This window comes from uncultured Oscillibacter sp. (assembly GCF_910587525.1).
Classification (GTDB): Bacteria; Bacillota; Clostridia; order Oscillospirales; family Oscillospiraceae; genus Oscillibacter.
Genome location: NZ_CAJULS010000120.1, coordinates 1 through 7,061 on the forward strand (window position 1 = coordinate 1; position 7,061 = coordinate 7,061).

10 protein-coding genes and 1 pseudogene are annotated in these 7,061 nt (G+C 61.4%); 10 read left to right on the forward strand and 1 reads right to left on the reverse strand.

The window, feature by feature from the left end; all coding sequences use genetic code 11:
- Positions 1 to 24: 24 nt before the first annotated feature.
- From QZ326_RS10195 to spoIIR, 9 genes are all read left to right on the forward strand, one after another.
- Positions 25 to 69: a hypothetical protein gene (locus tag QZ326_RS10195; protein ID WP_295744853.1), complete on the forward strand. Its 45-nt coding sequence runs from the start codon at positions 25 to 27 to the stop codon at positions 67 to 69.
- The gene (locus QZ326_RS10200) at positions 62 to 274 is read left to right on the forward strand and encodes a hypothetical protein (RefSeq protein ID WP_295744826.1); all 213 of its coding nucleotides are present in this window, start codon (positions 62 to 64) and stop codon (positions 272 to 274) included. The genes QZ326_RS10195 and QZ326_RS10200 overlap by 8 nt, the downstream gene beginning before the upstream one ends.
- Positions 275 to 407: 133 nt before the next feature.
- Complete coding sequence (locus QZ326_RS10205; RefSeq protein WP_295744829.1) at positions 408 to 944, forward strand: RNA polymerase sigma factor; 537 nt, start codon at positions 408 to 410, stop codon at positions 942 to 944.
- Complete coding sequence (locus tag QZ326_RS10210) at positions 886 to 1,833, forward strand: hypothetical protein (RefSeq protein WP_295744832.1); 948 nt, start codon at positions 886 to 888, stop codon at positions 1,831 to 1,833. The genes QZ326_RS10205 and QZ326_RS10210 overlap by 59 nt, the downstream gene beginning before the upstream one ends.
- 177 nt (positions 1,834 to 2,010) lie before the next feature.
- Positions 2,011 to 2,610, forward strand: a complete 600-nt coding sequence (gene thrH, locus QZ326_RS10215; RefSeq protein WP_295744835.1) for a bifunctional phosphoserine phosphatase/homoserine phosphotransferase ThrH — start codon at positions 2,011 to 2,013, stop codon at positions 2,608 to 2,610.
- A 17-nt stretch (positions 2,611 to 2,627) separates the two neighbouring features.
- Complete coding sequence (locus QZ326_RS10220) at positions 2,628 to 2,762, forward strand: hypothetical protein (RefSeq protein ID WP_295744838.1); 135 nt, start codon at positions 2,628 to 2,630, stop codon at positions 2,760 to 2,762.
- A gap of 18 nt (positions 2,763 to 2,780) precedes the next feature.
- Entirely contained in the window at positions 2,781 to 4,055 is a 1,275-nt protein-coding gene (locus tag QZ326_RS10225; protein ID WP_295744841.1) for a DUF1015 domain-containing protein, read from the forward strand.
- A 60-nt stretch (positions 4,056 to 4,115) separates the two neighbouring features.
- Entirely contained in the window at positions 4,116 to 4,991 is an 876-nt protein-coding gene (ispE, locus tag QZ326_RS10230; RefSeq protein WP_295744844.1) for a 4-(cytidine 5'-diphospho)-2-C-methyl-D-erythritol kinase, read from the forward strand.
- A 308-nt stretch (positions 4,992 to 5,299) separates the two neighbouring features.
- Positions 5,300 to 5,944, forward strand: a complete 645-nt coding sequence (spoIIR, locus tag QZ326_RS10235; protein WP_295744847.1) for a stage II sporulation protein R — start codon at positions 5,300 to 5,302, stop codon at positions 5,942 to 5,944.
- A 167-nt stretch (positions 5,945 to 6,111) separates the two neighbouring features.
- On the opposite strand, the gene QZ326_RS10240 is transcribed toward spoIIR, so the two are convergent.
- Entirely contained in the window at positions 6,112 to 6,369 is a 258-nt protein-coding gene (locus QZ326_RS10240) for a DUF1905 domain-containing protein (protein WP_295744850.1), read from the reverse strand.
- Positions 6,370 to 6,570: 201 nt separating this feature from the next.
- On the opposite strand from QZ326_RS10240, the pseudogene QZ326_RS10245 reads away from it, so the two are divergent.
- Positions 6,571 to 7,061, forward strand: a pseudogene (locus QZ326_RS10245) (ATP-dependent nuclease subunit B); the annotation flags it as partial.

A 7,061-nucleotide genomic window follows, 5' to 3' on the forward strand; every position in this document is an offset into this window, starting at 1 on the left:
CTCCGCAGCGAGGGCAAGGAGTATGTGGTCCAGGACGGCGACATGATCTACTTCCGTTTCAATGTCTGATATGACGGAGCTGGAACGCCTGGCGGCCTATGACCGCATGTACAAAGACCTCCTGCGGGAGCAGGCGGGTGTGCTGGAGAAGCTGGAGGCGCTGCGCAGCGCCGGAAAGCAGCGGGGCGCCACCTGCCAGCAGCTGCTGGCCCAGAAGCTGACGCTCCAGAACCTTATCGGCAGGTTCGAGATCTACGGCATCAGGCCGGAATAGACGTAAGAGGGGCGGACACCTGCGTGTCCGCCCCTAAAATTTTTCCTGACTCTTGAAACAATTGGGGCCCTCCGGACGTATTATCAGTGAAAGGCGCTTTTCAACCGAAATATTGATAAAAGGAGGCATTGTTATGAAAGACCGGGAAGTTTTTCTCCGCAATGCCATGGAGGCCCACGGCGGGGCGGTGTACCGCCTGGCGCTGTGCCGCCTCCAGAACACGGCGGACGCGGAGGATGTCTACCAGGACGTGTTCCTCCGCCTGCTGGGGGAGGAGGGCCGGGATTGGGACGGCGAGTATATGAAGGCCTGGCTCCTCCGGACAGCGCTGAACCGCTGTGTGGATATCCAGCGGTTTCGCCTAAGGCGGACGGCGCTGTCCCTGGACGAGGTGCCGGAGCTGGCCCGCCCCGCCGATGACGAGGCGGCGGAGCTCTGGCAGGCGGTGTCCCGCCTGCCGGAGGGGGAGCGGACGGCGGTGCATCTGCACTATGCCGAGGGCTACCGCACAGAGGAGATCGCCGCCATGCTGCATGTCCCGGCGGCCACGGTGCGCACCCGGCTCCGCCGGGCGAGAATGAGACTGAAGGACTTGTTAGGAGGTACGGACGATGAGCAGGAACAAGTATCAGAATGTAGTAGAGAACATCTGCGTGCCCACAGGGCTTGAGGAGCGGGTGCTGTCCGCCGCCCGGCGGCAGGGAATGGAGGGCGCGGAGGCTGGCCCCAGACGTTTGGCAAAGGGACGGTTCCGCCCTGTGATGCGCGCCGCGGTCTGCGCTGTGTGCGCACTGGCATTGGTGCTGGGGAGCATACACCTGCGGGCTCCCGCCGCTCCCGTGGACGCTGCCCCGGAGGGCGGGAATCCGGCGAGCGTCCGGCGTGGGGAGGGCCCCCAGGTGTTCCCCTTGTCGCTGTCCTTCGGCCTGACGGCCTACGCCGCCGGAATTGAGGACGGATACCCCGCCCGGGAGGACGGCGCCATTGCCTTCTCCATAGGTGACGGGATGACCAACCCCGGGGAGGGGGACTTCACCGGCTGCCTCTTCCAGGTCACCGGGGAGGATATCGCCTCCGTGTCCCTCTCCATCGACCGGGGCGGGCTGTACCGCTACCGGCTGCTGGAGAACCTGACGGAGGAGGAGCTGGCCTACTACCGCGAGCACATGGGCACGCCGGAGCTGGCCACCGCCGCCATCAGCCAGACTGACGACGGCGTGTGGTATATGCCGGAGATGTCGGCTCTGGGGAGCAGCGTTCAGGAGGACTACGACCCCGACATCCGCTATGGCTTCTGGGTCGCCCCGGAGGAGATGGCCTGGAACACGGGACTCGGCATCTCCACCGAGGCGCAGAGGGACGCCGACTACTTTGACGGCGCCGCCCTCACCGTCACCGCCGTGTTTGAAAACGGCGGGGAGAGCACCCGGGTCTACCGCCTCCACAGCGGCAATCTGAAGGTGGAGTGGACGGAGGACAATGTGCTCACCGTCCTGCCGGAGCTGGCAGGGGAGGAAGACCTCTGGGTATACGGCATCTACGCCGTGCCGGAGGAATAAGGAGCTTTTTCGGAGCGGACCGCCATTGGCGGCCCGCTCACTTTGTCCTTCCGCAGCCCGGAACGCAAAAGAAGATTGCAAATTATCCGCTGGTATGATACATTTATTATATAGCTGTTTTGGGAACACAGACAGCACGCAAGACACGGCGCAAGGCCGCGGAATGGGAGGAACAGCATGAAGATTGTATGTTTGGACATGGAGGGCGTTCTGGTGCCCGAGATTTGGATCGCCTTCTCCGAGGCCAGCGGCATTCCGGAGCTGCGGCGTACCACCCGGGATGAGCCCGACTATGACAAGCTGATGAAATTCCGCCTGGGAATTTTAAAGGAGCACGGACTGGGCTTGAAGGAGATCCAGGCCACCATTGCCAAAATTGACCCCCTGCCCGGCGCCAGGGAGTTTATGGACGAGCTGCGGACGCTGACCCAGGTCATCATCCTCAGCGATACCTTCGAGCAGTTCGCCAAGCCCCTGATGGAAAAGCTCAACTGGCCCACCATCTTCTGCAACTCTCTGGAGGCGGCGGAGAGCGGTGAGATCACAGGCTACAAAATGCGCTGCGAGAAGTCCAAGCTCACCACTGTCAAGGCCCTCCAGTCCATCGGCTATGACACCATCGCCGCCGGGGATAGCTTTAACGATTTGGGCATGATCCGGGCCAGCAAGGCCGGGTTCCTCTTCAAGAGCACGGAGCAGATCAAAAAGGACTACCCGGAGCTGCCCGCCTATGAGGAGTTTCCTGACCTGCTGAACGCCATCAAGGCGGCGCTCTGACCGGCGGAGAAGCAGCCATGGAGTTTGTAAAGCTCTGCTGGGAGGTGTTCGAGGGGCCGCTGGCAATTCTGGCCGCCCCTGCCATCCCGCTGCTGCTCATCTGCTTTGCGGGGATTGCCATTATGACCATTCGGGAGTTTCAGAAAAAATAGGAGAAGAGGAGATGCGACATGAACGAGAAATTCAAGGCCCTGGGCTTCTATCCCGCCGACATCCTGCTGCCAAAGGACGCGGACATGACGAAGTGGGCCGTGGTGGCCTGCGACCAGTTCACCTCTCAGCCGGAGTACTGGCAGGCGGTGGAGGAGACCGTGGGAGGCGCTTCCTCCACCCTGCGGCTGATTCTGCCGGAGGCGAAGCTGAACGACCCGGAGGTGGACAGCTGTATTGCCGGCATCAACGAATCCATGGGTGCGTATCTGGATCAGGGCGTCTTCAAGACGCTGCCGGAGTCTCTGATCTATATTGAGCGGACCCAGTCCGACGGCAGGGTCCGCCGGGGGCTTATCGGCATGGTGGATCTGGAGCAGTACGACTTCACCCCCGGCTCCGGAGCCCTGATCCGGGCCACCGAGGGCACGGTGCTCTCCCGCATCCCGCCCCGGGTGCGGGTCCGGCAGGACGCGCCCATCGAGCTGCCCCACGTGATGCTGCTGATCGACGATCCGGAGAGAACCGTCATTGAGCCCCTGGCCGGCGGGGACATGGAGAAGCTCTATGACTTTGACCTCCAGCAGGGCGGCGGCCATCTCACCGGCTGGCGGCTGGCGGCGGCCCAGACAGACGCCGTTGCGGATGCCCTGGCGGGCTTGTGCACGGAGGCGGAGATGGAGAAGAAGTACGGCATGAAGGGCGCGGCCCCCCTGCTGTTCGCCGTGGGCGACGGAAACCACTCCCTGGCCACCGCCAAGCAGTGCTACGAGAACCTGAAAAAGGTCACGCCCGAGAGTGAGTGGGCCGCCCTCCCCGCCCGGTATGCCCTGGTGGAGGTGGTGAACAACCACGACGGAGCCCTGACCTTTGAGCCCATTCACCGCTGTGTCTTCGGCGTGGAGCCGGAAGCGCTGCTGGAGGCATTCAAGGCCTATTACCCCGGTGCCTGCGAGGGCCGGGGGGAGGGCCACACCATCGCCTACACCTATGCCGGACACACCGGCTTTGTCACCGTGCCCCGGCCCAAAGTTCAGCTGGCGGTGGGCACCCTCCAGGCCTTTCTGGACGGCTATGTGAAGGACCACGGCGGCGAGATTGACTATATCCATGGAGATGAGGTCACCGATGAGCTGGGGAGCAAGCCCGGAAACATCGGCTTCAAGCTCCCCGCCATGGGCAAGGAGCAGCTGTTCAAGACCGTCATGGCTGACGGCGTGCTGCCGCGCAAGACCTTTTCCATGGGTCATGCCCAGGATAAGCGCTATTATGTGGAGGCCCGGAAGATCAAATAATAGAACGCCCCGCGCCGCCGGAAACGCGGCGCGGGGTGTCTTACAGAAAGAAGAGTTTATATGGAGGCCATAAAAAGACCCGCTCCGGCAAAAATCAACCTGGCTCTGGACATCTTGGGCCTCAGGCCGGACGGCTATCACGAGATGCGGATGGTGATGCAGACCGTGTCCCTCTGCGACACGGTGACTCTGGCGGAGGGGGAGAAGGGCTTCTCCCTGGATACGGACGGAGATTTTCTCCCGGCAGGGGGGAAGACGCTGGAGCAGCGGGCGGTGGAGGCCTTTTTTCAGGAGCTGGGACGTCCTTGCCCGCCTCTGGCTGTCAGTTTGAAAAAGCAAATCCCGGCCTACGCTGGCCTTGGCGGCGGCAGTGCCGATGTGGCGGCGCTCCTGCGCCTTCTGCGGGAACGGTATGCCCCGGAGCTGCCCACAGAGGACTTGGAGCGGATTGGACTGACAGTGGGCAGCGACATGCCCTTCTGCGTCCGTGGGGGTACCGCTCTGGCGGAGGGCCGGGGGGAGGTCCTTTCGGACCTGCCGCCGCTGCCGCCATGCTGGATATTGTTATGTAAACCAGACTTTGACATCCCCACGGCAGAACTGTTCGCCAGAGTCCGGGGCCGGGTGTTCCAGAACCGCCCAGATATTGACGGTATGATGGGCGCCCTGGAGGCGGGCAGCCTGGAGGGGGTCGCCAAGCGGCTCTACAATGTGTTTGAAGAGGTCCTGCCGGAAGAGATGCGGCAGGAGGTCCAGGGGATCAAAACGGTGATGCTTCGCTGCGGGGCTATGGGCGCGGCCATGAGCGGCTCTGGCCCTGCGGTATTTGGCATTTTCCGGACAGGGGAGGAGGCCGCCCCGGCCCTGGAGTCGCTGCGGAAGTGGTATGTCCGGAGTTTCGCGGCCCAGCCGGTGAGCTGGCTGGACAATTTATAGTAAGGTATAGTCAGCACACTTGAAAAGAATTATTCTGATTCTTTTCAACCTGGCGGCAGTAAAACTGCCGCCAGAGCCCGTATAAGCGGGCGTGTGTTTGATTCATAGTTGAGGCACACGGGCAATGCCCGTCCAGCAGGGCTTCGCCCCGCTGGTTGAAAATCCGCAATTTGCGGATTTTCAAGTGCTTCAACTATATAAGACAATTGCGTCCTTTTATCAAGAGTCGGTATAAAATCCCAGATTTCTGTCCATGCTTATGGTAAGCGCCGGAAGACCGGCCTACATAAGCAAAGGATGGAACTGGCATGAAAACCAAAATTGTCCCGGAAAACCGACTGAAATGCATTGAGATTGCCCTGCTGATCGGCCTGGCGGTGTTTCTGATCTCCGGCGGCCTGGCCCTGCGCACCCAGACCCGGCTGGCGGACCGGGTGGTGCGGCTTCACGTGCTGGCCAACTCCGATGGCGAGGAGGACCAGGCCCTGAAGCTGCTGGTGCGGGACCGGGTGCTGGCCCAGGCCACGGAGCTTTTGACCCAGGCGAAAGACCGGACGGAGGCGGAGACGCTTTTGCGGGAGGAGCTGCCGGAGCTGGAGGCGCTGGCGGTCCGGGAGCTGCGGGCCAACGGCTGCGCCTATCCGGTGACGGCGGAGCTGACGGACACGGAGTTTCCCACCCGGGAGTATGACGGCTTCACCCTGCCCGCCGGGGAATATCTGGCGCTGCGGGTGGTGATCGGTGAGGGAGCGGGGCGGAACTGGTGGTGCGTGGTGTTCCCGCCTTTGTGTACCGCCGCCTCCGCCGACGTGCCTGCCGCTGCGCTGTCGGCGGGTCTCAGCGAGGAACAGGTGGGCCTCATTACGGAGGAGGACCAGGGCTATGTCCTGAAATTCAAAGCTGTGGAGTGGTGGGAGCAGGTCCGGGTGTGTTTGGAGGGCGCGGCCACTTGAAAAGACGAGACATGCAGATGATGAACCGCCGCCGGAAATCTCCGGCGGCGGTTCCCGTGTGTTTCATTTCCGGCAAGGTGCCGCTGAATGGCCGGATGTGAAATGACACGTCAAAATGTCAGGACGGACAGATATCCGTTATGGATAACTGCCTGGTAAATGCAAATTCAGCGTTCTCTGATTGTGACAGCAATTTCATCTCCGAATGATTTGCATAGCTTGCGCCGAATCGCTTTCGTCACGCCAATGACATAATGCGGCGTACCCATTTTGATTACCTGCCCGTCATAGGGCTCATCATCAAAGGTTGCATGGACCAATAGCCTGCCCTTTCCGTATATGGCTTTGATATCATATGGAACTTCAATATATGCTGCGTCCATATCCTGATTTTGTAAAATTGTCGCGGTAAATCTCAGTTCCATCTTTCATTGACCTCGAAGACCCTGATTTATTGCTCCAATTATACCATGAGTATTTGTCCGGTTCAAGATTTGCCGGTGAAATCGCCAGGGGCATAAATTGGTAGCACCTGCGTTGAGCAGGAAGCTTCCTGTGAAAAGATTTGCTCTGCGGGCCCGGGTATGTTATCATAAAGGGGAAAAATGACGAAAGAGGACTTCCCTATGCTGTATCTTCTCATCGGCCGGGCCAAGACGGGAAAATCAGATACCATCCTTCACAGCATCCAGGAGCTGGGAGACAGCGGCCGGCAGATCCTGCTGGTGCCGGAGCACGCCTCTCACCAGGCGGAGGTGGACCTGTGCCGGATCTGCGGTCCCACTGCCAGCCGCCACGCGGAAGTGCTGAGTTTCCGCCGTCTGGCAGAGCGGGTGCTGGCTGTCACCGGCGGCGCGGCCCAGGTGACGCTGGACGCCGGCGGCAAGCTGCTGACGCTGCAAAAAGCGCTGCTGGAGACGGCCCCGGAGCTGACGGTCTATCGCCGTCCCTCCCAGAAGTCCGCCTTTTTGCAGCAGCTGCTGGATCTCTTTGACGAGCTTCGCTGCTATGAGGTCACGCCGGAGGTCCTGTATGAGCAGTCCCTGGAGATCGGCGGGGCCACCCGGGACAAGCTCCGGGACCTGAGCCTGCTGTACGGGGCCTACGAGGCCCGCCT

Bases quoted from the DNA above. Each gene is read 5' to 3' on its own strand.
- QZ326_RS10200 (WP_295744826.1), top strand. From the start codon at position 62: ATGTCTGATATGACGGAGCTGGAACGCCTGGCGGCCTATGACCGCATG.
- QZ326_RS10205 (WP_295744829.1), top strand. From the start codon at position 408: ATGAAAGACCGGGAAGTTTTTCTCCGCAATGCCATGGAGGCCCACGGC.
- QZ326_RS10210 (WP_295744832.1), top strand. From the start codon at position 886: ATGAGCAGGAACAAGTATCAGAATGTAGTAGAGAACATCTGCGTGCCC.
- thrH (WP_295744835.1), top strand. From the start codon at position 2,011: ATGAAGATTGTATGTTTGGACATGGAGGGCGTTCTGGTGCCCGAGATT.
- QZ326_RS10220 (WP_295744838.1), top strand. From the start codon at position 2,628: ATGGAGTTTGTAAAGCTCTGCTGGGAGGTGTTCGAGGGGCCGCTGGCA.
- QZ326_RS10225 (WP_295744841.1), top strand. From the start codon at position 2,781: ATGAACGAGAAATTCAAGGCCCTGGGCTTCTATCCCGCCGACATCCTG.
- ispE (WP_295744844.1), top strand. From the start codon at position 4,116: ATGGAGGCCATAAAAAGACCCGCTCCGGCAAAAATCAACCTGGCTCTG.
- spoIIR (WP_295744847.1), top strand. From the start codon at position 5,300: ATGAAAACCAAAATTGTCCCGGAAAACCGACTGAAATGCATTGAGATT.
- QZ326_RS10240 (WP_295744850.1), bottom strand. From the start codon at position 6,369: ATGGAACTGAGATTTACCGCGACAATTTTACAAAATCAGGATATGGAC.